Source organism: Paenibacillus camerounensis (genome assembly GCF_000723885.1).
GTDB lineage: Bacteria > Bacillota > Bacilli > Paenibacillales > Paenibacillaceae > Paenibacillus_AQ > Paenibacillus_AQ camerounensis.
The window spans coordinates 84,858-107,910 of the sequence record NZ_CCDG010000059.1 but is presented as its reverse complement, the minus strand read 5'-3'; the positions used below and the strand labels follow the sequence as shown (position 1 = coordinate 107,910).

22 protein-coding genes are annotated in these 23,053 nt (G+C 49.8%); 7 read left to right on the top strand and 15 right to left on the bottom strand.

Annotation, left to right across the window (positions count from 1 at the left end):
• The first annotated feature begins 46 nt into the window (after positions 1-46).
• The 3 genes from BN3772_RS21930 to BN3772_RS30730 all read left to right on the top strand — a co-directional run bounded on the left by BN3772_RS21930 (position 47) and on the right by BN3772_RS30730 (position 1,506).
• Positions 47-634 carry a P-loop nucleotide/nucleoside kinase family protein gene (locus BN3772_RS21930; RefSeq protein WP_042202235.1) on the top strand — a complete coding sequence of 196 codons (588 nt, stop codon included), beginning with the start codon at positions 47-49 and terminating at the stop codon, positions 632-634.
• 63 nt (positions 635-697) lie between these two features.
• Positions 698-1,279 (top strand): nitroreductase family protein, encoded by a 582-nt coding sequence (locus BN3772_RS21925; protein WP_244444813.1) that lies wholly within the window; start codon positions 698-700, stop codon positions 1,277-1,279.
• A 62-nt stretch (positions 1,280-1,341) separates the two neighbouring features.
• A complete protein-coding gene (locus BN3772_RS30730) occupies positions 1,342-1,506 on the top strand; it encodes a hypothetical protein (RefSeq protein ID WP_157643636.1) in 165 nt (54 codons plus the stop codon).
• Here BN3772_RS30730 and BN3772_RS21920 read toward each other — a convergent pair whose 3' ends face one another.
• Together BN3772_RS21920 and BN3772_RS21910 are read right to left on the bottom strand one after the other, a co-directional pair.
• The gene (locus BN3772_RS21920) at positions 1,507-3,174 is read right to left on the bottom strand and encodes a DUF6138 family protein (RefSeq protein ID WP_042202234.1); all 1,668 of its coding nucleotides are present in this window, start codon (positions 3,172-3,174) and stop codon (positions 1,507-1,509) included.
• Positions 3,175-3,797: 623 nt separating this feature from the next.
• Positions 3,798-4,721, bottom strand: a complete 924-nt coding sequence (locus BN3772_RS21910; protein WP_042202282.1) for an NAD(P)/FAD-dependent oxidoreductase — start codon at positions 4,719-4,721, stop codon at positions 3,798-3,800.
• 191 nt (positions 4,722-4,912) lie between these two features.
• Between BN3772_RS21910 and BN3772_RS21905 the strand changes: the two genes are divergently transcribed.
• Entirely contained in the window at positions 4,913-5,137 is a 225-nt protein-coding gene (locus BN3772_RS21905; protein ID WP_052380639.1) for a DUF6199 family natural product biosynthesis protein, read from the top strand.
• 61 nt (positions 5,138-5,198) lie between these two features.
• On the opposite strand, the gene BN3772_RS21900 is transcribed toward BN3772_RS21905, so the two are convergent.
• Positions 5,199-6,020 (bottom strand): helix-turn-helix transcriptional regulator, encoded by an 822-nt coding sequence (locus BN3772_RS21900; RefSeq protein WP_042202230.1) that lies wholly within the window; start codon positions 6,018-6,020, stop codon positions 5,199-5,201.
• Positions 6,021-6,128: 108 nt separating this feature from the next.
• On the opposite strand from BN3772_RS21900, the gene lacZ reads away from it, so the two are divergent.
• Positions 6,129-9,239: a beta-galactosidase, LacZ type gene (gene lacZ / locus BN3772_RS21895; RefSeq protein ID WP_042202229.1), complete on the top strand. Its 3,111-nt coding sequence runs from the start codon at positions 6,129-6,131 to the stop codon at positions 9,237-9,239.
• 356 nt (positions 9,240-9,595) lie between these two features.
• On the opposite strand, the gene BN3772_RS21890 is transcribed toward lacZ, so the two are convergent.
• The 7 genes from BN3772_RS21890 to BN3772_RS21855 all read right to left on the bottom strand — a co-directional run bounded on the left by BN3772_RS21890 (position 9,596) and on the right by BN3772_RS21855 (position 15,970).
• The gene (locus BN3772_RS21890; RefSeq protein ID WP_052380638.1) at positions 9,596-10,021 is read right to left on the bottom strand and encodes a VanZ family protein; all 426 of its coding nucleotides are present in this window, start codon (positions 10,019-10,021) and stop codon (positions 9,596-9,598) included.
• Between the two features lie 327 nt (positions 10,022-10,348).
• Positions 10,349-10,933 (bottom strand): hypothetical protein, encoded by a 585-nt coding sequence (locus BN3772_RS21885; protein ID WP_042202228.1) that lies wholly within the window; start codon positions 10,931-10,933, stop codon positions 10,349-10,351.
• Between the two features lie 262 nt (positions 10,934-11,195).
• A complete protein-coding gene (locus BN3772_RS21880) occupies positions 11,196-11,792 on the bottom strand; it encodes a DUF2441 domain-containing protein (RefSeq protein WP_042202227.1) in 597 nt (198 codons plus the stop codon).
• Between the two features lie 269 nt (positions 11,793-12,061).
• The gene (locus BN3772_RS21870; RefSeq protein WP_042202226.1) at positions 12,062-12,469 is read right to left on the bottom strand and encodes a cupin domain-containing protein; all 408 of its coding nucleotides are present in this window, start codon (positions 12,467-12,469) and stop codon (positions 12,062-12,064) included.
• Positions 12,470-12,483: 14 nt separating this feature from the next.
• Positions 12,484-13,353, bottom strand: a complete 870-nt coding sequence (locus tag BN3772_RS21865) for an aldo/keto reductase (RefSeq protein WP_042202224.1) — start codon at positions 13,351-13,353, stop codon at positions 12,484-12,486.
• Positions 13,354-13,394: 41 nt separating this feature from the next.
• Positions 13,395-14,141: a carboxymuconolactone decarboxylase family protein gene (locus BN3772_RS21860; RefSeq protein WP_244444812.1), complete on the bottom strand. Its 747-nt coding sequence runs from the start codon at positions 14,139-14,141 to the stop codon at positions 13,395-13,397.
• A gap of 338 nt (positions 14,142-14,479) precedes the next feature.
• A complete protein-coding gene (locus BN3772_RS21855; RefSeq protein ID WP_052380637.1) occupies positions 14,480-15,970 on the bottom strand; it encodes a sedoheptulokinase in 1,491 nt (496 codons plus the stop codon).
• Positions 15,971-16,118: 148 nt separating this feature from the next.
• On the opposite strand from BN3772_RS21855, the gene BN3772_RS21850 reads away from it, so the two are divergent.
• Positions 16,119-16,877, top strand: a complete 759-nt coding sequence (locus BN3772_RS21850) for an SDR family oxidoreductase (protein ID WP_042202221.1) — start codon at positions 16,119-16,121, stop codon at positions 16,875-16,877.
• A 331-nt stretch (positions 16,878-17,208) separates the two neighbouring features.
• Here the strand turns inward: BN3772_RS21850 and BN3772_RS21845 are convergent, their stop codons facing one another.
• From BN3772_RS21845 to nirB, 5 genes are all read right to left on the bottom strand, one after another.
• Positions 17,209-17,541, bottom strand: a complete 333-nt coding sequence (locus BN3772_RS21845; RefSeq protein ID WP_042202220.1) for an iron-sulfur cluster biosynthesis family protein — start codon at positions 17,539-17,541, stop codon at positions 17,209-17,211.
• 129 nt (positions 17,542-17,670) lie between these two features.
• The gene (gene cobA, locus BN3772_RS21840; protein ID WP_042202219.1) at positions 17,671-18,441 is read right to left on the bottom strand and encodes a uroporphyrinogen-III C-methyltransferase; all 771 of its coding nucleotides are present in this window, start codon (positions 18,439-18,441) and stop codon (positions 17,671-17,673) included.
• Positions 18,438-19,313, bottom strand: coding sequence for a formate/nitrite transporter family protein (locus BN3772_RS21835; RefSeq protein ID WP_042202218.1), 876 nt, complete (start codon positions 19,311-19,313; stop codon positions 18,438-18,440). The genes cobA and BN3772_RS21835 overlap by 4 nt, the downstream gene beginning before the upstream one ends.
• A gap of 31 nt (positions 19,314-19,344) precedes the next feature.
• On the bottom strand, positions 19,345-19,656 hold the full coding sequence (gene nirD, locus BN3772_RS21830; protein ID WP_042202278.1) for a nitrite reductase small subunit NirD: 312 nt from the start codon (positions 19,654-19,656) through the stop codon (positions 19,345-19,347).
• Positions 19,657-19,675: 19 nt separating this feature from the next.
• Positions 19,676-22,108 (bottom strand): nitrite reductase large subunit NirB, encoded by a 2,433-nt coding sequence (gene nirB, locus BN3772_RS21825; protein WP_042202217.1) that lies wholly within the window; start codon positions 22,106-22,108, stop codon positions 19,676-19,678.
• 342 nt (positions 22,109-22,450) lie between these two features.
• Here nirB and BN3772_RS21820 point away from each other — a divergent pair, with 342 nt between their 5' ends.
• Positions 22,451-23,047 carry an ANTAR domain-containing response regulator gene (locus BN3772_RS21820; RefSeq protein ID WP_042202216.1) on the top strand — a complete coding sequence of 199 codons (597 nt, stop codon included), beginning with the start codon at positions 22,451-22,453 and terminating at the stop codon, positions 23,045-23,047.
• Positions 23,048-23,053 lie beyond the last annotated feature (6 nt).

The following is a 23,053-nucleotide window of genomic DNA, read 5'->3' as shown; positions in this document are numbered from 1 at the left end:
AATGCTAGGATATATACAGTGTGACTTACATAAAGGAGTGTCTTTCATGAACAAACTTGTGTTTTTTCTCGGACCGGGGGGCGCAGGCAAGACTACACTGGCCAAGGCAGTGGCTGCCCGCCGCAAAGCGGCCGTTATGGATATGGATATACTATTAAGGCCTGCGGCTACCGCCATCCTGACCCTGCACGGGCTTGACCCGGATGACCGCGATTCCGGCGAGTATAAAAGCTTATGCCGCGATTTGGGTTACCGGATCACGATGGATGCCGCGCTTGATAACATCGGCCTGTCCGCTGATATTTATGTGGTCGGTCCCTTTACCAAGGAAGCCGCCGACCCGGAATGGATCGGAGCTGAGCTGCGCCGGATCGGCAGAACGCTGCAGGAGATTGAAGTAAAGGCAGTACTGGTTACACTAGCGGATGAAACGCTGTTCCGCGAGCGGATTACCAGCCGAAACTCCCCGCTGGACGGCTGGAAATTCCGTAACTGGGAGCAGTTCCGCTCCGCTTTTAACCCCCGCACAGTCGCCTGGCCGCTGCCGGAAGGAAATGTAACGGTAATCGACAATTCGAGTCCTGATCTGGATGTGACTGCGGGCAAAGTGGAGCAGTTTATCTACGGGGAGTGAACCGGCATGAAAGAATTCCAGCAAACCAATGATTTCAATGAGATTGTTTAGGGACGCCGTTCCATCAAAACCTATGATCCTTCTGTGATAATCAGCAGAGAAGAAATGACGGAAATTCTGAAAGAAGCCAGCACGGCTCCTTCGTCTATCAATATGCAGCCATGGCGCTTCCTGGTGATTGACAGTGAAGAAGGCAAGCACAAGCTTGCTCCCCTCTCACGTTTCAATAAGGATAAGATACTTCAGGCTTCTGCTGTCATTGCAGTCTTTGGAGACAAGAACAATTTCGATTACTCCGAAGAAATTTATGGCAAGGCTGTAGAGCTCGGTTATATGCCGCAAGAGGTAAAAGAATATCAGCTGAATGCCTTTAAGCCGCTGTATTCGCAGATCAGCGACAAAGATATGCGCGATATTATTCTGCTCGATGCCGGCCTGGTATCCATGCAGCTGATGCTGGTTGCTCGTGCACACGGATATGACACCAATCCGATCGGCGGCTATGAAAAGGACCAGATCGCCGAAGCCTTCGGTATGGACAAAGAGCGCTATCTTCCGGTTATACTGCTGACCATCGGTAAGGCTGCCAGTGAGGGCTTCAATTCTTACCGTCTGCCGGTTGACCAAACAACGGTTTGGGCTTAAGTTATACATTATCTGCTTACATGAACAGCTATTACAGAAGACGCAACCCGGAAGATCAGCGGGTGACCTTTGTACGGCTGACTGAGGAATGCCGGAGCCTTATTGTAAACTTTAACAAGGAACGGACCCAATTTATCCGGCAGCTGCTTAACGGCTTCAGTGAACAGGAGACGAATCTGCTGACAGACATGCTCACCAGACTGCATCACAACCTGAAGGATCTTTAGTTAGCCGCGTCCGGCAGCTTGTATCAGCTCTTCAAAAACCTGCTTCTTATCCCCTTCAGCCTTGTCAGCAAGCTTCTTCAGCTTGTCCTTACCGCCCCAAATCAGGTACACAAGATGTTCCGTCTGGTAGTACTGGAGGCTGCGGACCTGCTCGAGCAGCAGTCTGAGCAGCTGTTCATCCCCCATCTCTTTCATCATCTTTAGCTTCAGTGAATCCGTACTATACAGCATACAACTCACGATTATAGGTAGCGTCTCCGTGTTAATGCCGTAATGCCCATATAACGCTGCTGTGAACGCATTCTGGACCGACTGATGTTCAACGTCTACCTTCTCCATGTATTGTCTGACCAACGGGAAATATGCCCGGTCTGTGAGACCAAGCCCAAAGACCGCATAGCTGCCCGGCATGCAGCATTTCTCCCCTTCCGCATCCGTATACCATTCGAAGGTTTCCATAGCAGCCCTGGCGTACTCTCCCAGCAACGGGTAGACCTCGGGATACTCAAGCGCATTCGCAAAAAAACGGTGCGTGCCCGATTTGGCCAGTCCCTTAAGCGGAAGCCAGCGCTTAACTGCGGATTTCAGCTTAATCTGATAGCTTCTTGGAAAACCCTGTTCAAGCAGCTTGATCAGAAACTGGAGCGACTGAGCGTAGCTCTCCCCTGACTCCTGCCTCATATGGATACTTACCTCAGCAAACACATCGTTAGCTGTGCACTCCACCTGTTCATCCCTCAGTCTGGTAATATCCTCAGGCAGGGCTCCGCTGCCCTCGCGGATCAGCTGTTCAGCCCGGGTGCTGCCGAGGGCAGTCAGGCAATTCAGGAAGGTGAGCCCCGTACTTCTGCTGTAAGAAGGCTCATATCTGAGGATGCTAACTGCAGCATAGATCACCAGCTTCTCCGCTTCTTGTCCGCTCCCGCTCTGCTCAAGCACGGCACCGCTCTTCTTCTTATACTCTTTCTGCCATTCGCTGCCGGTGAGCTCAAAGGATCTTGGCAGCCACTGCTCCTCAACCCAGTTCCTAAGGGCCACGGTCAATGTGTTGCGATGCTCTGCAAGATGCTTGCTTCCCTTATTCAGCTCTTGTATCCGCTCATACAGACCCATGATTCTGCCGGAATCCAAGACGGGATACAATTCTTCATCCAGCAGATGCCGGGCTAAGAAAAACGTTTCTAACGGTTTGGTCGGATACTTGCCGGCTTCGAGCTTGCTTGAGATATAGGAGCTGATCCGCTCCAGCAGCAGCTGCTTCTTCGCCTGGTCCATATATTTGAGAATAGGCACTTTGACAGTGCCGCCGCTTACTACCTGGAAGTTCCCTTCAAAATCAAACCGGTAGTCCAGAACTGCCGGAGGGAGTGCCTTTAATTTATGCTGCATATAGTGTGCAAGCTCAGGAACAATCTGCTCCCGCACCTGCTCCTCTGTAAGCCCGGGGCTGGTACTCAGCCTGCTTTTGCCCTGCATAGATAAATCCAGCGGGTAATCCGTCACATCCACTCTGCCGCCCTCATATTTAAGGAGCGCGTAGCCGTGAATGCCCGCCTGCAGCGTAGTGCGTTTTACAATTTTCTCAGCATCCTTATCGTTGATACATGCGATCCACTTGTCTACTTCCTGCTTCATTTCTTCTATAACAGGTTCCAGTGAATGTTCCATAGCTTTACCTTCTCCTTTACACAGCAATATCGGAAGTGAGTTTTCGAGTATACTCTATTAATTATTACATTAAATAGTACAGTATCCTTACATACTGTTCAAATTCGCTCCAGAAAAGGTAGGGCAATTTATCTACTGTGAATAAAACAAAGAGCAGCCTCGGGCTGCTCTCTCATAATGATAATCATATCGTTCCTTTTACGATTCCGTAGTAATGCTTATCATCGTATTCTCCAGTGTCGCTGTAATAGTAACTTTCTTTATGCGTACCTTCATACTGCATGTGAGCATTCTGCATCACCTTTCCAGATCCCGCATTCTGCCCGCGGTGATATGCCTGCAGCCGGTGTAGTGAAGTATGAGTAAAGGTATACTGCTATAAACGGGTTCACCATAATTTCGCTGGACATCCCTGTCGCTGATCCAGTTAGCATGCATACTCAGGGCAACTTTCATTGTAAAGGGTCTTAGCTTAAGCCTTACCGTATCTATGATTTGAGTTGCCGCCCGCAATGATTTCCCTCCATCATCACTTAATTATTCTGAAGATACTTCCAGTCTACCTGCAGATTATAAAAGCGGCCATGCACTAAACTGCAGGTTATTTAGACTTCCATACTGTACTATTCCACGTTCTCACTCTCATCCCAGGTCTCCCCGTTCAGCTCACCGTTAATCATAATAGCAGTCAGTGCGCCGGAAGCAGCTGCGGCAATGGCCTGATATTTTTCAGAGGCGGCATCACCGGCAGAGAAAACCCCGGGAATGTTTGTTTTGCCGTAATCATCTGTCAGTACGCTGCCCGCTTCATTCATCTCACAGCCTAGTGCCTGAGGAAGATCAGAGCCTCTTGTCAGCTTAGGCGCAAAGAAAATACCTTCACACGGAAGCCGGGCTCCATCCGCCAAAATAACCTGCCGGACCATTCCCTCTTCCGATACTATCGTTTCTATTGCTGCTTCGTGTACCGGCACCCCATGCCGCGCCAGCTCCCAGCGTTCTTCACTGGTCAACTCGGCCGGCCCGTTAGTACAAATGCTATAATCCTTCGTCCATCCTGAGATAACTTTAGCCAAATGTAGCGCGTGAGCCCCTGTTACGATAAGGACAAGCTTCTTGTCCCGCAGCTCCCAGCCGTCACAATACGGGCAGACAAACGCGCTTGTGCCATAGACCTCAGCGAGTCCGTTAACGGACAGCGGAAGATCTTTTTTTCCAACAGCAAAAAGCAGCTTCTTACCACGATACACCGCCCCCGAAGCCGTTGTAATTTCAAAAGCCCCATTCTTGCCTGTAACTGCAGAAGCAGTATCACTGGAACGGCTCACTGACGGATAAGCAGCCAGCTCCTCATGCGCCGCCATCCGGAACTCCCGCGGACTTGCTCCGTCTCTTGTAAGAAAACCGTGCGTTTCGCGGGTGACGATATTTCTCGGCTGCAGATCGTCAATCACAATAACCGATTTCCGGGCCCTCCCCAGAACTAATGCTGCATTTAGGCCCGCCGGACCTCCGCCGATAATTACCACGTCTGCTCTTCCATTCATTTTATTCATGCCACCCTTTCCAGAGTTATAATATCCGCGATAATAAAAAGCTATCCCGGACTCCTTATATCTACGATACCTCAAGCAGCAGCTTTACACAAGTCTCTTTCCGCGCTTATCCGGTATTTTTCAAAAAGTAACAGCAACAATAACCGCTACCTGCCGTATAAACGTTTAAAGGAGCTGATGGTATGATACTTGGTATTTATTTGCTTTTATTGGGTATCGGAATGATCGCATTTGGCTTATATATCCGTAAGCACCCTGACTTTGCCTGGAAAATGAGTGAGGGCTGGAAGGTTCAAGGGGATTCTGAGCCTAGCCGCACTTATCTCAGTCTCATGACCTTTCGGGGCACTGTAAGTATCTCGATCGGTGCGTTATTCATAATATTCGGCCTGCTTCAGTTTATGTAACCTGCTAAGGCACGCTCTGCTGTCCCCCGGACGATGCGGAACGTGCCTTTTCCTCCTGTTATCATTTATCAAGCCCGTGCAGCTGTTTGAACTGCTCCGGCTGCATCCCCGTTAACCGTTTGAATACAGCACAGAAATAGCTTGCATTCTCGAAGCCGGTCAGCTGGGCAATCTCATACAACTTCTTCTCCCGCTGCTGAAACATCAGCTGCTTGCTGCGGTTAATGCGCTGCTTGTTGATATAGGTCACCGGCCGTTCATGGACCGTCCGCTGAAACAGCCGGCAGAGGTATTGCGGAGAAACCGAAATGACCTCGGCGAGCTCCTTGAGGGGCAGTGTCCGGTGCAGATGCAGCTCAATATACTCCAGCACCGGCTTGATCCGCACCAGCTCATCCTCCTCGCTCGCTTGCGGCAAATTCCGCTTCAGGTCGAGCAGCATCGCATACAGCAGCTTGGAGCGCTCCAGATTATTGTCCAGATCATTGGCATCCGGCAGCTGAAGCAGTTCTCGAAACGGTACCAGCAGCTCAATATCCCGCAATCTGCGGATTCCCGTCTCCCGGATACCTGCATAAGAAAGCATACCTCCCGCCTCTCTTCCGTTAAAGGATATCCACGCCAGCTCCCATTCCCGGCTAATGGGTGTATAAGAATGGGGAATATCCGGGAAAGTGAAAAATACCTCACCGGGTCCGACCACATACCGCTTCTCCCCGACTATTAGCTCCCCTTTGCCACTCAGCACCTGATGCAGCTGGTAATCGGGAAATCCGGCAGGACGGGCCGTTTCTTCCTGATGCTCCCAGTATCCAATCGTTGTAGCGTACAGCGGCAGCTGAATCGTATCATCCGCCGCACAGAATACCATCATGCTCTCCATCGTTATCCACCTGTTTCATATTTTATTATAAGACACTAATATCCTTTTATATCCTATAGCCTTTTGGCGTTCTATAATATGAATATAACAATACAAGGAGATGTTAATGTGCGCAAGAAGCTAGACTACCAACCACCAGCCAACGGTTATCCCGAATGGAATAACAATCCCGAAATTTTTCAGCTGAACCGCCTGCCGGCTCATGCCTCTATGATCTCCTATACGACTGTAGAGCAGGCACTTCAGGGCGAGTTTGCAGCTTCACCTAACTATCATTCCCTTAACGGCAGCTGGAAGTTTGCATTTGCAGAGACTCCGGAGCAGCGCATTAAGGATTTCTATACCCTGGATTATGATAACAGCAGCTGGGCAGAGATTCCTGTGCCTTCACATTGGCAGCTGCAGGGCTATGACTACCCGCAATATACCAATGTCCGTTATCCGTGGGCTGAATCAGAGCCCGACTTGAAGCCGCCGTTTGCACCCACTAAGTACAATCCGGTCGGCTCGTACACACGTACGTTTACAGTACCTGAAGGCTGGGCTGGACAGCCTGTATTCATCAGCTTTCAGGGAGTTGAAGCAGCCTTTTATGTATGGGTGAACGGTGAACTGGTCGGTTACGGCGAGGATACCTTTACTCCATCGGAATATGATCTTACCCCTTACCTGCGCGAAGGCGAAAACAAGCTGGCTGTAGAGGTCTACCGCTGGTGTGATGCAAGCTGGCTGGAGGATCAGGATTTCTGGCGGCTGAGCGGGATTTTCCGCGATGTCTACCTGTATACTACTCCGCAGGTTCATCTTACTGACTTCGCTGTAGTAACAGAGCTTGATGCAGCATTTACAGATGCTGAACTGAAAGTGAAGCTGCATGTGGAGAATTATTTTAACAGTGAAGTTAGTCCTTATTCGGTTGAAGTACAGCTCTATGACGCCCAAAAGCAGCCGCTTTGGGAGCAGCCGCTGTCTGCCGCTGTTACTTTTAACGGAACGGATGTTCAGGAGATTCAGCTAAGCCGGCATATCGTAAGTCCTGAGAAATGGAGCGCCGAGAAGCCTAACCTGTACACGGCAGTCATCAGCGTTATTGACGATCAGCAGCAGGTGCAGGAACTGGTCAGCAGCAGAGTCGGCTTCCGTACCTTTGAAATTACAGACGGCCTGATGAAGATCAACGGCAAGCGCATTGTTATGAAGGGTACCAACCGCCATGAATTCTCCTGTGACACCGGACGCGCCCTCTCCAAAGAGGATATGATCCGCGATGTCCAGCTGTTGAAATCCCATAATATCAACTCTGTGCGTACCTCCCACTATCCGAACCAGTCCATCTGGTATGAACTGTGCGATGAATACGGCTTATATGTCATCGATGAGACCAATCTGGAGACTCACGGCTCCTGGAAATACGGCCAGGAAGAGCTGGTAGAAACCAACGTACCGGCAAGCAGACCGGAATGGCGGGCAAATGTTATCGACCGTTGTAATGCCATGATGCAGCGCGACAAGAACCATCCGTCGGTCATCATCTGGTCACTCGGCAACGAGTCCTTCGGCGGAGACAATTTCATTGCCATGCACGATTACCTGAGAGAAGCAGATCCGACCCGTCCGGTGCATTATGAAGGGATTTTCCACTACAGACCTTCCGAAGCGGCCAGCGACATCGAATCCACTATGTATATCAGACCCAATGAAGTTGAGCACTATGCCAAAAACAATCCGAAAAAACCGTACATTCTCTGCGAGTACAGCCATGCAATGGGTAACTCCTGCGGCGGGCTGCACCTCTACACCGAGCTGTTCGATCAATTCGACATCATCCAGGGCGGATTCATCTGGGACTGGGTGGATCAGGCGATTCGGACCAAAACGGCAGATGGAGTCGAGTATCTGGCCTACGGCGGTGATTTCGGCGAAAGCCCGCATGACGGCAACTTTAGCGGTAACGGACTGCTGTTCGCTGACCGTGCGGTAACCCCGAAATTGCTTGAGGTCAAAAAATGCTATCAGTACATCAAGCTCACTGCCCTTGACCTGCAAAAAGGCAACTTCCAGATCAAGAACAACTACCTGTTCAGCGATCTGAGTGAATATCAGCTGCAGTGGAATGTATCCCTGAACGGTGAAACGGCTCAGCAAGGCACTCTGCAGGTATCTGCTGCTCCAGGTGAAACGATCGAAGTAACGGTTCCTTATGAAGCCAGCGATCTGCTGAACGATAAGGAAGCTGTACTAACGCTCTCTTTCAAACAGGCTGAAGCAACCGCCTGGTCGGAAGCAGGTCATGAAATAGCCTGGGAGCAGTTCGTCCTGGTGCCATGGATTGCCGCAAGCCGGACTAATGCCGGCGGGTCCCTGCAGGTGACTGAGCAGGATGATAACGTTACGGTATCCGGGGAAGCCTTCTCTGTTTCCTTTAATACAACAAGCGGAGAGCTATACTCCTATGTGGCAAACGGTAAGGAGCAGCTTCTGCAGCCGGCCAGAACCAACTTCTGGAGAGCGGTAACCGACAACGACCTGGGTAACGGTCTCGACAAGCGCAGTGCTGTATGGAAAGAGGCTTCAAGCAGCCAAAGCCTGATCAGCTTCAGCTTTGAGGCTCAGGACAACCGCTGCACCATCTCTGCAGACTACGTGCTGTTCACTGGTCCGGATTCCATTCTGCGCGTGAAATACGATGTCCGCAGTGACGGCTCTGTAGAAATCAGCCAGGAGCTGAACCCGGGCAGCAGCAGCCTGCCTGAGCTTCCGGAATTCGGTATGATGTTTGTGCTGGACAGCGGACTTGATACGATCTCCTGGTACGGCCGCGGCCCGCATGAGAACCATTGGGACCGTAACACCAGTGCAGCTGTCGGCAGCTATAGCGGCAAGGTGAGTGACCAGTTCACCCCTTACCTGCGTCCGCAGGAATCTGGCAACAAAACCGATGTCAGATTCGCTTCGCTAACCAGTGGTGCAGACGGCAAGGGCTTCAATATCGATGCTCCTTCCCTGTTCGAGCTTAATGCAATGCCTTGGACACCGGATGAGCTTGAAGCCAGCGACCATGTTTATAAGCTGCCTGCCTCAGACAAAACCGTACTGCGAGTGAATTACAAGCAGATGGGTATCGGCGGGGATGACAGCTGGGGAGCACCGATTCACAAAGAATTTATGCTGCCGGCGAACCGCCCGTACTTCTTCCGCTTTACGATTGCACCTAAATAAGCTGTATCGTTAGTTACAGGAGAGCCTGCATTACGCAGGCTCTCCTGTTTGCTGTCCGCACCGCAGACGCGCTTTATCCGAACCAATGAGCCTGTACAATCTGCGCCTGGCAGCAGAGAAGGCTTCTGGAAGGAGCTGCGGCTGGATCTCTGAGCTGTCAGATCCCCGTACCGTGTTCCTGATCACCATTACGGCTAATCTGCTGATTTTCAGCGGTTGCCTGTTACGTCCGCTGTGGAGACAGCGCGAATCCAGTTAAAATGAATACGAAAAAACGACGTCCATTCTGTTTCTTTGAATGGACGTCGTTTTGTACCTGTTAATTATTCGGCTGTGGTTCAGTGACAGCTTCAAATTCACCTGCGTCTGCTTTGCAATCCGGCAGCTCTATTCCATCTTTTCACCACGGCAATAAGGATTATTCTGGTAACAATACCTGCGGAGTCATTGACCATGTCGTATATTCTTCCGTCCCGCCCGAAGTAAAGCTGGAAGATCTCTGTGGAGACAGCAAACAGAATAGACCAGATAATACTTTGTATGTAGCTTTTATTAATCCGGTAGAGCAGCATTCCGAAGATTGCAAACCCTACAAAATGGCCGATTTTGCGGGTGATGAAGATTTCGGTATACCTTATGTCCATCTGGAGCAGGTTGCGGAAATCCGGGGACGGCGTCAGGTGAAAATACGGCATTGCCCCTTTGCTCCAGAAGCTGGAATCAGCAGCACAGGTGAAAATAAACAGGACAATTCCCCAAAGAAACAGCATTAAGACTTTCATAGTAATCCTACTTTCTGATGCAGGTTAGAACAGATATAGTAGCTATTATAGCCTTCTGCGGGCAGCATAAGCAATTTCAAGGGCTTTTTGCATAGTCCGGGATAAGCTCTCCGCGTTATAATCAGGTATACTTTTACAGATGTGTGCTGGAATATGCGGGGCTTGGTGCCATCATTGAATGCGTTCAGCTCTTTCAGGGGAATGACTGGACCAGCAAAACTCCGGATGATGACAATATACCGTTTGAATAAAAAAAGAAACAGCGGCAGCCAGAGAGTGAATCTATTCTCCTTAACTACCGCTGTTTTTATGAGCTAGGGTTCGTTGTTAGGATTGCTGTGCAGCTGTATCAACCGGATACCACTTCAATTTACTTGGATCTATAATAGTTTGAACTGGATATTTGTATTCGTATAGCAGTTCACCATTATTATTAAATGCCTGTGGAGATAGCCTATCGAGTTGAAAAGCTTCATCCCACGAAAACGTCAGGGGTTCTCCTATTCGAGCTTCTTTCTTTGTTCTATTACCTTCGGGCCCCGCTTCAATATAAGAAACTTCCGGGTCATTTATCAAAACACTTAAAACTGTTGCCTCTTCTCCTGAATCCCCATACGAAACCCCGCCTATTGTTTGAACCGGATCATCTGAATGGTAATGGTAAGCAGACAACCTTGAAGACCACATAAGACCGAGTGTCTTTGTACTGATTGCGGATACCGGTTTTTCAGGCGAATCAAAAATATAAATGCTCCCCCAGCTATAATCTACCGTATCTAACAATACTGAGTCTTTCGGTACAAAGGAGTTTGCCCTGGCCGCGCTCAATCCTGTTAACCTGTATCCACTTAAATAACCGACGAATAACAATATAATGATTATGAAAATTAAGGTTTGTACTTTTGACTTCATTTTACCGTTACCCCCTTTCTACGATAGTACGTGAGTGGTCTGGTCATGTTTCCATAAATCGCCTACTCGCAGCAGGAAGAGCACGTTTGTAAACGGTCAGAACTATAACGCAGCACCACAACACCGGAGCCGAAAGCTTGTGTCCCTCTCAGCTTCAGCTTAAACCGGTCACGGATTCCTCCCAGTACTTAAGGACCGTGTCCGGCAACGATCGGCTGTATCAGGAAGTGCTCTTAGGTTTACATTCAGGTTTATCTTTTTTCTATTGCGTGTAGAATTCATTAATAATTTCTGTTACTTCGATTCGTCCATTAATCAGCAGCTCAGGAAGTACATTGGCTTTATTGCCTTGCCAATATTCTCTGGCTTGTTCAATTTTCAGGAAAAAAGGAGCACCGTCTTCCTTTGGTAACAGACCTCCGTCACCTTCAAAGGAAGTCCCGGTAACCCTAAGCTTAACGATCTGCAAAACCCTTCGATGATACGAATCAAATAATTCCTTCCACTTTAGCGCATCCTGGTAGTCTTTCGCAGCATATAAGCAAGACAAGCGTGAAGGATATCCCGGATACTCTTGCAGTCTTACCATTTCAACGATTACTTCCCTAATCGCTCTGATGGTTTGTCCAACATACTGTATAGCTACGTCTGCATCCGCTTTATCCAGCTTTAATCCGTCATTAGTATAATTTCCCTCCAAGATTTGAAAAAAATCTTCACCCTTGGAATTAAGCTGCTCTTTCTCAAAAAAGAAATGATAAAGCGTATTTTTTTGGTTCTTGTTAAAGCTGATTACTTGCCCTAAGTTCATCTTCTTTCTAGTTACAAGGTGATACGCATAAAATTCTCTTTCCTGCATAACTTGCCCCCTATATCAGCCGCCTTGTTTTTGACTACAGCTGTAATAATGGAAACATAATACTCGTGCCATATTTCTGTAGCCAACCGGGCTACCTCGGCGGTTTCTTCCGCTGTATTCACGCGTGTGAACATGAGTTTCATAACATATTCCTGCCTTTCCTGAATCTGCCGGTTCATTCTATCTATTAGAATATCACAAGATACATAGGCAAAGACAGCTGATCATCTAGACCGGCTGTCTTTGCAATACTCTGAAATTGTTATAGCTTAAAGTTCGTTATAATGCCCATCAGAGACTGGCTCCAGCCATTCCGGTGTGCCTGCAGTGATGGCAATGTGCTCAAACCAGCTGTCCTTTGTTGCGCCGTGCCAGTGTTTTACACCATCACGGGTAACAATAACATCGCCTGCTTTCAGCTGCCGGGCCGCTTGCCCTTCTTCCTGATACCAGCCTTCGCCGCCAGTGACAAGCAGCAGCTGATACCCGTTTCTATGGATATGCCAGTTATTCCGGCAACCCGGTTCAAAGGTCACGTTTCCTACCCCTACATTGATTTCAGGATCGGCAACCAGCATTTTGAGATAGCTTTGTCCGATAAAATAGTTTGCAAATGCTTCATTCTTCTCGCCGACAGGGAAAATCACGCCATTTGCGACTTCTTCATGTTTTGCCATTTTGCACCCTCCAATTAATTCACTTTATTCTTATCGCCGAACACCGGGAAGAAGTTGTGCTCACCATAATGCTGAATGGTCTCAACATTCTTCATAGTTTCCATATCCGTATCGCTGATCACAAAATCAAGCTCGGCATTGATTCGCATATGCTCGGGATTCGCCGTCTTAGGAATGACCACAAGACCAAGCTGAATATCGTATCGAAGGCTGAGCTGGGCTACAGATACTCCATATTTTCCTGCAATTTCCTTAACCTCCGGATGATCAAGAATAGCACCGTGCGCAATTGGTGAATAGGCCTCGACCAGGATATCATTGTTCTGGCAGAACTCAATCAATTGGAATGGAGTATTGCTCACATGGGCCAGAATTTGATTGACCATCGGCTTAATCTCACAGCTCTCAAGAATATTCTCCAAATCATCCTGCAGGAAGTTAGAAAGCCCGATGGCCTTCACCTTGCCTGCCTTATACGCATCCTCCATGGCTCTCCATGCTTCTTTGTTTTCCGTAAAATAACGCTTCTCCCCGCGGAATTCACTCCAGGGCTGCGGGCTGTGAATAATCAGAAGATCGATGTAGTCCAGACCCATTTTTGCTAAAGATTCATGAATGGATTGCATAACAGCATCATAGCTTTTGGCTTCTGCCGCAACCTTAGTCGTAATAAAAAGCTCTTCTCTGTAGATCCCGCTGGAACGGACCCCTTCACCAATGCCGGCTTCATTCATATAGGCCTGAGCAGTATCAATATGGCGATAACCGAGCGATACCGCATCACGTACTGCCTGTGCAGCCTGCTCGTCATTAAGCAGCCAGGTGCCCAAGCCTAACTTTGGAATTTCTATACCATTTGCTAATTTAAAAGCTTCGGTAAACATATTTGTGTCTCCTTTATGATTAGAATGGGTTCATAGTATCCCTATACTTCCGGTATTACTTCATTTATAGCAGCCAATGCGTTCAGCGTCCGCGGAAAGCCTATATAGGGAAGGCAATGGGTAATCGCCGCGATCAGGGTGTCTTTATCATTACCTACATTTACATTACCCTGCACATGAGCCTTGACCTGGCTATCAGCACCCCCTAGTGCACTTAAGATACAGAAGGTCAGCAGCTCTCTTGTTGTCAAATCAAGCCCGCTCCGGGTATAAAAATCACCGAAGCAGAATGCTGAGAGATAGTCCTGGATGTGCACTTGATTAGACGGAGCAGCCTCACGCATTGCAGAAATAGTATCGCCAAAAATCTTGATTTGCATGGCAAGCCCATGGTCGAAGCGGGTATTGTCTTCAGTCTGCGACTGACTCTCTAGTGGCAGTGCAATATTCTTGTCTTTAAAAACCTCATTGATCTCATTCATTGCATTAAGCGTTTTGGGGAATCCCAGGTACGGCGCGCATTGATAAACCGCCTCTTTAATTTCGACTGGCGTTAGTCCAATGTTCAAGGCTGCTTGAATATGGGCTTTTAGCTGCGGCATGGTTTGGTTCGTTGTAAGCACCACCAGCGTGATAAGCTCACGTTGTTTATCATCCAGATTCCCCTGGTAAAAGACTTCACCGAAGATAAAACGGTTCAGAATATCCTGAAAATCGGGGTCCGTCGCATAGGCTGCCGGTACAGTGCCGCCGAACAGCTGCTTGTATTTCTCTGTACTCTTTTCCACTCGGTTCAAGGGGAGACCTCCTTCAGATGCCTAATAATTAATCGATAATGTTCGTCTATTCGACATATGTCTATAATAGAATAATCTCCAGTGGATACAATCGTTAATTTCCGCTTATTCGTTGATTACTCGACAGTTCAGGCAAAAGTGTTAATCATTTAAGACGATGCTGGCGGGAAAAGGGGCTCCTTCCTTCCGCATACTGCAATACTTGGTAAGTGCATATGCAGGCACAACAAAAGAAGAGCTGAACGGAAATCAGGATCAATCCCTGAAATTCGTCAGCTCAATGGCAGCCAATAAAATACTATACAGCCGCGAACCTGTTCTCTATTTGTTTAATAATTCACCTTTAAAGTACTGATCTGCTTATCCGGTTCTTCCGGCTGTGCAGACAATCCGTAAATGTCCATTAGCCGCTGTCTGTCTGCTTCCGGCACTCTTGTCGCGGGCACTTCCGGCTGAGCCAGTCCAATATATTGACCAGCTTCACGGAAGCTGAGAATACTGCCGCTGCCAACAGCAGCACATAATGCTGCCCCGACTGCCGCTTCCTCAAGAGACAGGCTGAACGCAATCGGCAGCCCAAAGGTCATGCTCACCTTCTCGCGCAAAGTATCATTAAGCCTCAGCGCATTGCCTGAGCCGATGATGGAACTGTACGAAATATTGCCTGCCCGGATTAATGCCTCATAAAAAGCATACAGCTCATCCGCCATCCCCTGAAGGAATCCGTGTCCCAGATTAGCCGGTGTGAAATTATCCAGTGTAATCTGTCCGATACTCCCGCGCATCTCCGGATCCCTTCGTGTTCCTAGAAATTGGGTATTCACTGCCAAGCCTTGCGCAGGCGGGCTGCCGCTGTTAAGCAGCTGCTCCATGAAGCTGTATATTTCACCCGGCTCCTCCCCGGTATAACTGCGGATTACATCCCGGTAAAATTGCTCCAGCAGCGCATACGACTTCCCCCCGCTCAGCGCTGCTCCGACAACCAGTCTGCCGCCGCCGGGAAAGGGCCGCGTCTCCATCTCAGAGATGTTAGGCTCGCCATCCGGCAGGAGCGCGGACAGCTGGCTTCCCGTACCGATGTTAACCAGAACCGATTGCCCCGGAAACGGCACACTTCCTAGAAAGCTGGCCTGGTTATCCCCGAGCGAGCTGTAGACCGGGATTCCGCCCTGAGTATGTCCGGCAAGCGTGCCGGAAGGTACGATCTTGGGGAGCATTCCCGGTTCGATCCCAGCCTGTCCAATAGCAGAGTAATCGAAATCCTCCATTGAAAAGCTATAGCACCCGATCGCTGCAGCCTGGGTAGCATCAGCAACAGGTATTGTGCTGCCGGTCAGCCGGAGGGCAACATAATCGGCAATGGAGCACAAGCTGACGGCAGTGTCCGGTACCAGCCCATGCTGCAGATTGTAGTAATGGGTAGCAAGCCCGTAGCCGGGAGGAACAGAATAGCCCGTCAAAGCGCTAAGCTTACGGGAATAGGATAAGCCGTCCCCAATAATCTGTCCCGCCCTGCCATCCTGCCAGGTATACAGCGGGCTGACATGCTGTCCGCTGTTATTGGTATAGACGATGCCGTGCATCTGGCCGGAAAGTCCGATCCCTATAATGTCCTCTTCCGTCATAATAAGCTCCTCAATAATACGGCTGATGCTTGCCAAGATAACCTCCGGGTCCTGCAGCTTTTCCCAATCCTCCTGATGTCCGGAGATCCTTGTATCACATTCTTCCGTAATACTGCACAGCACCATTTTGTGCTCAAGGGAATACACCAGCCCCGTAATAGATGTAGTCCCGATATCTAGTCCGACAAACTTCATCAGCGATCCTCTTCTCCTCATAAGTAACTCTAGTATATACAACACAAGCAGCATGGTTCAATTTCCTGATTAGCTGCTGCATATTTTCTGCTGAAGTTATAAATACTATCTGATTGATGAGCAAATAAAATACGGGGGCTTGATGAGTATGAGACTTCAAAACAAAATAGCAGTAGTAACCGGAGCCGCCTCAGGAATGGGCAAGGCGATTGCTATTCTATATGCCAGAGAAGGCGCAAAGGTCGTAGTATCAGATATTAATGAGGCTGCGGCTCAGGGAACTGCCGGGGAGATTAAGTCCGCAGGCGGCGAAGCCATTGCCGTGAAGACCAATGTTGCTGATGAAGCAGACATCCAAGCCTTAATAGATACCACAGTCAGCACTTATGGTACCGTGGACATTCTGGTGAACAACGCCGGAATTATGGACAATTTCGAGCCCGCAGGTGATATAAAGGATGATCAGTGGGATAAGATTTTCGCGGTTAACACCACTTCGGTTATGCGTGCCACCCGCAAGGTCCTGCCTATTTTTCTGGAAAAGAAAGCTGGGGTGATTATCAACATCGCATCCGCAGGCGGCTTGTTCGGAGCCCGCGCAGGCGCTGCTTATACAGCTACCAAACACGCAGTTGTCGGCTTCACCAAGAATACCGGGTTCATGTATGCCAAGGAAGGCATCCGCTGTAATGCCATTGCGCCCGGCGGAGTTGAAACGAATATCGGCTCGACCATGACGCATATTAACGAATTTGGAATGGGCCGCATCCAGGCAGGACTCGCGCTTAATCCGCGCAACGGCAAGCCGGACGAAATCGCGGCACTTGCCCTGTTCCTGGCATCCGACGAAGCCAGCTTTGTTAATGCGGCGGTCATTACGGCTGATGGCGGGTGGACGGCTTATTAAGCTTTATCTGAAATTGGCGATATGAAACACCATTCATTGCAAGAACTAATCCACCTGAAGAGTGGATTTATATATAGAGTACTTAAGAACCTAATTGAAAAAACGAATACATTCTGCCTCCATAAGGGCAAACTGGCCAAATGTATGCGAAAAAACGAATACAATGTGGGGGTTGGTATCAGGTCGTTATTTCCATGTCTCCTGATTCTTCAAGTCCACCCCTCCTTTATTTTTCATCGGAGTTATCCACATTTTTTGCATTGTATAATTTCCTATACAACAAAAAAACAGCAGCACCTCGCAATTGAGGGCTGCTGTCTTCATATTTCTTTTATTGTACCGCTTGCTGCCGCGTATCCCGTAATCTGACATTACTGCCGAACAGCGTGGAATCACTGGTCACCTTATAAGAAGGGTAGTTCTCTTCCGCCTGAATCCGCATTACCTTGTCAAATAACGATTCCTGCTGGCGGTCAACGATAAAGGTGAACGGCTCCTGCTCATAAACAATGTCAGTGGCGTTCGGCCCGTCTACGATCTGCACAACGAGAACACCGTTACAGCCGCAATCCTCGGTGTCATAAAATAGCTTAAAGGCGCCGGACTGTCCGGCCAGGCTTGCTTGCAGCCGCTCAGCAGTAAGTGCATCCAGTTGAACCTGCATAGGTGATTACCTCCTTGGTGCTGTACAAAATGTATATAGAGTATATCACAAAGCACATCTACATTCTTTTAAAACAAGTATAATCCTGCTGCAGCTCCATAACGTGTGACCACACTCACTTCTGCGAGCTCAGCCAGTCCGGTAACGGGCTGCATGCTGCTGCAGACTGAATACCTGTTCCCTTATATTAACCACTTCTCCGATGATAATCATCGCCGGATTGCTGATCTTCATTACAGCTGCAAGCTTAGTGATGTTAGCCAGTGTTCCTGTAACGGTCCGTTCGTCGGCCGTAGTACCTTTTTCAATCAGGGCCACCGGCGTCTGCGCATCCTTGCCGTGCCTGATCAGCTGCTCCGTGATCTCAGCCAGCTGGCTCATCCCCATGTAGACGGCCAGGGTATCGACACTGTGCGCCAGGATATCCCAGCGGACAGGCTGGGCAGCGTCATTGCAGCGGCTTCCTGTGACAACAGCGAACGAAGTAGCTACACCGCGGTGAGTCAGCGGAATTCCGGCTGAAGCAGCCGCACCGACCGCTGAAGTAATTCCCGGAATGACCTCAAAGGGAATTCCGGCGTCTGCGGCAGCAAGCAGCTCTTCCCCGCCTCTGCCAAAGACGAACGGATCTCCTCCCTTCAGGCGGACCACCCGGTTTCCTGCGGCAGCGTGCATAATCAACAGCCGCTCGATGGACTCCTGCGGCATGGAATGCTGGCCCGGCGCTTTGCCGCAATAGATGCGCAGCGCCTTCTCCGGCGCATAATTCAGCAGTTCCTCGTTCACCAGCCGGTCATAGAGAATAACGTCCGCCGTCTGAATGCGGCGCATTGCCTTAACCGTGATCAGCTCCGGGTCTCCCGGGCCTGCACCAACTATAGAGATATGTCCTTGTTTCATAGGCTTTTCTCCAGTGTCGCTGTCTTGGCAATCGCGCCTTCACCATGCCCTGGCGGCACCGTGACTGCTGTTACGGAGCGTCTGGCACGGAAGCCGTTCTGGGAGAGATAGATCAGCAGGCCGGTGAACAGCACGCCGCCAAGCAGATTGCCGAGCAGTACAGGAATGCCGTTCCAGATCCACCAGTCAGCGAAGCTGACATTCGCGCCAAGCATCATTCCCGCCGGGATGACGAACATATTGACAACCGTATGCTCGAAGCCCTGGGCAAAAAAAGTCAGGATAGGCAGCCACATTGCAGTTATTTTGCCGGCAGTAGATTTGGAGGTCATCGCCATCACCGCACCAAGGGTAACCATCCAGTTGCAGAGGATCGCCTTAATGAAGGCCAGGCCCAGCCCGTCTGCCCCCATGCTTTTATATGCAGTCGTCTTGGCTTCACTTGTTGAGATGAGGGTCTGGATCATCGGATTCGACATATCCGTACCCATCTTGGTAATAGTAAGTCCATATAGTGCAGCATAAGCTGCACAGCCGATCAGATGTCCGATGATAACCCAGAAGAAATTGTTCAGCATCCGTGTGGTAGACGTCTTTTTCTCCAGAACCGCCAGAGGGATCAGGGCAAAGCTGCCGGTAACCAGCTCGAAGCCGAGCAGAATAATCATCACAAAACCTACAGGGAATAGAAGCGCTCCGATCATAGGCAGCTTCGTCTGCGCAGCAGCAGTATAGGCGAGTGTGGTCGCACAGGCAAGGATTGCCCCGCCGAGGCCGCCGCGAACAATCAGCTGCATAATGGACAGCTCTGCTTTTGTTTTTCCGGCTTCAATCATGGAAGACAGCACTTCATTCGGTTTCACATAATCCATAACGGTTCCCCCTGTATAATATCATTCTTAATCAGATCGTCAGATAAATCTGTCCGCTGTCCGCGTCAACTTCGACTTCATAGGTTCTTACATGTCCTGTATCAGGTGCCATAACATCTCCGCTATGCAGGTCAATCCGGGAATCATGGAGCGGACAATGCACCTTTGAGCCGCACACCATACCTTCCGATAAGAGGCCGCCTTTATGAGGGCATTTATTCTCAATAGCGAGAACTTCTCCGCTTGTTAGACGAAATAATGCAATCTCAGTGCCCGCCATTTGCAGCTTGCGTGAGCCTTTAATATCGATATCCTTTACATTGCCTACCAGCACTTTGGTCATTGTCATGGATAACGCCTCCTTATACCTTTTCAGGTTCTGTGATCGGGGTGAAGTTTTTGCGCAGCTCCGGCTCACCGACAATCTGCTTCCACGGGTCGGTTGTCATAGCCAGCGTTGCTTCAATCCGCTCCTTCAGGGCGAGCCGGTCTTCGCGGCTCTCAAGTGCCTGCTTGATGCTCTCCAGACCGACACGCTCAACCCAGGTTGAGGTGCGCTCATTCCAGACCGCATTCTCCCGGTAATATTGCAGGAAAGCACTTGCCCACTCCAGCACCTCGTCATCGGTTTTCACTACGCAGAGCAGATCCGTCGCCCGGACATGAACTCCGCCGTTGCCGCCGATGTGCAGCTCCCAGCCTCCGTCAATCGCCACGACGCCAAAATCCTTTATTGTCGCTTCCGCGCAGTTTCGCGGACAGCCGGATACAGCCAGCTTAACCTTGGACGGTGCGTTCAGCCGCTCAAAGGCTTTTTCCAGCCGGATTCCCATTCCAATTGCATCCTGGGTACCAAAACGGCAGAAGGTTGAGCCGACACAGGTCTTAACCGTACGGAGCGTCTTGCCGTAAGCATGGCCTGAAGGCATATCCAGCTCCTCCCACATCTTCGGCAGATCCTCTTTCTTCACACCAAGCAGATCCAGTCTCTGACCGCCGGTAAACTTCACCATCGGAACATCGAATTTAACGGCTACCTCGGCAATTTTGATCAAATCGGCCGGGGTTGTAATTCCCCCGTAAATACGCGGCACAACCGAATAGGTCCCATCCTTCTGGATGTTGGCGTGATAACGCTCGTTCGTAAACCGGGACTCTTTTTCATCAATATATTCCTCCGGCCACAGCATGCCCAGATAATAGTTCAGGGAAGGACGGCATTTGGTGCAGCCCTCCTCGTTATTCCAGTCCAGCACGTTCATAACTTCCTTGACGGTCATCAGCTTCATTCGTTTGATCTCGGCCACGATCTCATCGCGTCCAAGTGTGGTGCAGCCGCATATCCCTTCTTTTACCTTAACGGCCTTATCCCCGGCATACAGCTGGAGCAGACCTTCTACCATAGGCTTACATCCGCCGCAGGAGGCAGAAGCCTTTGTGCATGCTTTAATATCACCCACACTCGTGCAGCCGCCGGACTGGATCGCCTCGGCAATCGCTCCTTTGGAGACCCCGTTACAGCCGCAGATAATCTCATCATCAGCCATTGCTTCGAGTCGGTCATTCCCTTTCGTTGAACCCAGTGCATCAGCGGAGATGCCGAGCAGCAGCTCTTTTTCCTTGCCTTTGATATTCTCACCATTCTTGATGATGGAGAACAGCGGCGCTCCGTCACTGGTATCCCCGAACAAAACCGCACCGATCAGCTTATCTTCCTGTATAACCAGCTTCTTATAGACACCCTCAATCTCATCCTGATACCGCAGTGAACGTGTACCTGGCTGTTCGATGAACTGGCCCGCTGAGAACACATCGACCCCGGATACCTTCAGCTTCGTTGATGTAACGGAACCGGCGTAGCCTTCGGTCTGTGCTCCGGCCAGTCTTTTGGCAAGAACGGCTCCCTGCTCATACAGCGGGGCGACCAGCCCGTAGGCGATTCCGCGGTGCTCGGCACATTCCCCGACAGCATAGATGCCGGGAATATTCGTCTCCATGTAATCATTGACGATGATTCCGCGGTTCACATTGATGCCGCTCCCCCGGGCCAGCTCCACATTCGGCTTGATGCCGACAGCCATGACGATTAAGTCCGTCTCTGCTACCTCGCCGTCTGCGAACAGCAGGCCTTTGACCCTTTTTTTACCGAGAATGGCTTCGGATTGCTTCTTCAGCAGGAACTTCATGCCTTGCGCTTCCAGTTCCTTCTGCAGCATGACCGCAGCGGCTTCGTCCAATTGGCGTTCCATTATATATTCGTTGATATGAACTACCGAGACCTCCATACCCAGATGCAGCAGCCCCCGTGCCGCCTCCAGACCCAGCAGTCCGCCGCCGATGACCAGCGCTTTGCGGTGGGTCTTGGCTGTTTCCTGCATAATCTGCGTATCCTTAATATCACGGAAGGCAATGACGCCATCTTTTTCCGCTCCGGGCAGCGGAAGCATGAACGGGTTGGACCCGGTTGCCAGAATCAGCTCATCGTAGCCGGCCTCCACTCCCTTATCCGTGTGTACCTTGCGGTTCACTGTATCAATAGAAGTTACCGTATGTCCGGTATAGAGCCGGATTCCGTTACTATGGTACCATTCCAGGTCGTTAATGATGATATCATTCAGATCCGCTCCGCCTGCCAGGACAGATGACAGCATGATCCGGTTGTAGTTGGGGTGCGGCTCTGTACCGAAAATAGTAATTTCATAAGCCTCCGGTGCCAGCTTGAGCAAATGCTCAATCGCCCTAACCCCCGCCATTCCGTTTCCGACTAATACCAGTTTTTTGCGTACAGCTGACATATGTCTCTCTCCTCTCTATATGAACAACAGAAATCAACAGAAATAGCCCGCTTCACTCCGCCCGGAAACATAACATTCCCGTTGCGATAAAAGTGAAAGCAGGCGCCGTTGCCGCTTCAACCGGATACACCGTTGTATCCGTAGATTTGATGAATTTGTTAAATCGACTATACTACAGCACATCCCAAAACGTCAACAATTATGACATATAAATTTTGAATAATTTAATTCATCGACAAAACAGCCATTTCCGTGTTATATATTATTACATATAGTTTAAAGGACAGTATAGAAATGTAGTAAGAATGAGATCTTGAAGATCCTATAAAGGAGCGTCTGGCTATGCATTCCCTGCTCTTGATTCAGAACGGCAGAACAGAGAACGACACAGAGGCGCGCTCCGAGCACAGTCCCGGTAGTATTCTTGAAGCTTGCGGGTACGTGATCTGGACGGCAACTGACGAGGAGCAGGCTTCTATTATGATACAGGATGCCGATGCCACCCTCTTATGTATGCCGATAACCGAAATTAATGGATGGAGAAAAAAGCTGCTCCGGCACAAAACCGCTCCAATCCTCTGGTGGTGCACTCAAGCTACCGCTGATCTGTCTGTCTCCGCCTGCGGCGACAATATTATTGTGGACGGTATTCTATCCCCCTGGATGCATGAGCAGGAGATTCACTGGATTCTTCATTTCAGCTCCAGGCAGTGCTTCGAGCGCCAGCAGTGGCACAAGGAGAAGGAGCAGCTGCTCGCACGGATAGAGGAACGCAAATGGATTGATATGGCCAAGGGCATTCTGTCCAAAGCCAAAAACATCAGTGAATCCGAAGCCTACGACCTCCTGCGCAAGCAGGCGATGAATGAACGCAAACGGATGGTGGATGTAGCCACCTCAATCGTCAAGGTCTACCAGCTGCTCCAGGATCAAACTTAAGGAGAA

Bases quoted from the DNA above. Each gene is read 5' to 3' on its own strand.
- BN3772_RS21930 (WP_042202235.1), top strand. From the start codon at position 47: ATGAACAAACTTGTGTTTTTTCTCGGACCGGGGGGCGCAGGCAAGACT.
- BN3772_RS21920 (WP_042202234.1), bottom strand. From the start codon at position 3,174: ATGGAACATTCACTGGAACCTGTTATAGAAGAAATGAAGCAGGAAGTA.
- BN3772_RS21910 (WP_042202282.1), bottom strand. From the start codon at position 4,721: ATGAATGGAAGAGCAGACGTGGTAATTATCGGCGGAGGTCCGGCGGGC.
- BN3772_RS21905 (WP_052380639.1), top strand. From the start codon at position 4,913: ATGATACTTGGTATTTATTTGCTTTTATTGGGTATCGGAATGATCGCA.
- BN3772_RS21900 (WP_042202230.1), bottom strand. From the start codon at position 6,020: ATGGAGAGCATGATGGTATTCTGTGCGGCGGATGATACGATTCAGCTG.
- BN3772_RS21890 (WP_052380638.1), bottom strand. From the start codon at position 10,021: ATGAAAGTCTTAATGCTGTTTCTTTGGGGAATTGTCCTGTTTATTTTC.
- BN3772_RS21885 (WP_042202228.1), bottom strand. From the start codon at position 10,933: ATGAAGTCAAAAGTACAAACCTTAATTTTCATAATCATTATATTGTTA.
- BN3772_RS21880 (WP_042202227.1), bottom strand. From the start codon at position 11,792: ATGCAGGAAAGAGAATTTTATGCGTATCACCTTGTAACTAGAAAGAAG.
- BN3772_RS21870 (WP_042202226.1), bottom strand. From the start codon at position 12,469: ATGGCAAAACATGAAGAAGTCGCAAATGGCGTGATTTTCCCTGTCGGC.
- BN3772_RS21865 (WP_042202224.1), bottom strand. From the start codon at position 13,353: ATGTTTACCGAAGCTTTTAAATTAGCAAATGGTATAGAAATTCCAAAG.
- BN3772_RS21855 (WP_052380637.1), bottom strand. From the start codon at position 15,970: ATGAAGTTTGTCGGACTAGATATCGGGACTACATCTATTACGGGGCTG.
- BN3772_RS21850 (WP_042202221.1), top strand. From the start codon at position 16,119: ATGAGACTTCAAAACAAAATAGCAGTAGTAACCGGAGCCGCCTCAGGA.
- BN3772_RS21845 (WP_042202220.1), bottom strand. From the start codon at position 17,541: ATGCAGGTTCAACTGGATGCACTTACTGCTGAGCGGCTGCAAGCAAGC.
- cobA (WP_042202219.1), bottom strand. From the start codon at position 18,441: ATGAAACAAGGACATATCTCTATAGTTGGTGCAGGCCCGGGAGACCCG.
- BN3772_RS21835 (WP_042202218.1), bottom strand. From the start codon at position 19,313: ATGGATTATGTGAAACCGAATGAAGTGCTGTCTTCCATGATTGAAGCC.
- nirD (WP_042202278.1), bottom strand. From the start codon at position 19,656: ATGACCAAAGTGCTGGTAGGCAATGTAAAGGATATCGATATTAAAGGC.
- nirB (WP_042202217.1), bottom strand. From the start codon at position 22,108: ATGTCAGCTGTACGCAAAAAACTGGTATTAGTCGGAAACGGAATGGCG.
- BN3772_RS21820 (WP_042202216.1), top strand. From the start codon at position 22,451: ATGCATTCCCTGCTCTTGATTCAGAACGGCAGAACAGAGAACGACACA.